A 393-nucleotide genomic window follows, 5' to 3' on the forward strand; every position below is an offset into this window, starting at 1 on the left:
GGTTTGATCTCTGCCAACGCCTTGATCTGACGAGATTGTTTTGCTGGTTTGTGCTTGTTCCGCTGGGGGCGCCTACTTCTGACAGTTCGGGCACCAGAACGTCGACCGGCCGTTCTGCACGAAGCGCTGCACCGTGCCGCCGCAGGTCGGGCACGGCTCGCCTTCGCGGTCGTAGACTTTGAACGAATGCTGGAAGTAACCGAGTTCGCCGCTGGTCTGGCGATGGTCGCGCAGTGACGAGCCGCCGGCCTTGATCGCTTCGCCAAGCACCTCGCGGATCGCCTCGGTCAGCCGCACCGCGCGGTCGGTCGGCTCCTCCTTGCGATTGGCCAGGGTCGAGGCTTTGCGCTTCGGCGACAGATGCGAGCGAAACAGCGCCTCGCAGACATAGAT

At 63.4% G+C, this 393-nt stretch carries 1 protein-coding gene; it reads right to left on the reverse strand.

Going from position 1 to position 393, the window contains the following annotated elements; genetic code table 11:
• Positions 1-72: 72 nt before the first annotated feature.
• The coding region (locus DY467_RS26000) for a zinc finger domain-containing protein (protein ID WP_283811832.1) at positions 73-393 on the reverse strand (321 nt) is incomplete at its 5' end.

The sequence above is a fragment of the Rhodopseudomonas sp. BR0G17 genome (assembly GCF_010907025.1).
GTDB lineage: Bacteria > Pseudomonadota > Alphaproteobacteria > Rhizobiales > Xanthobacteraceae > Rhodopseudomonas > Rhodopseudomonas palustris_H.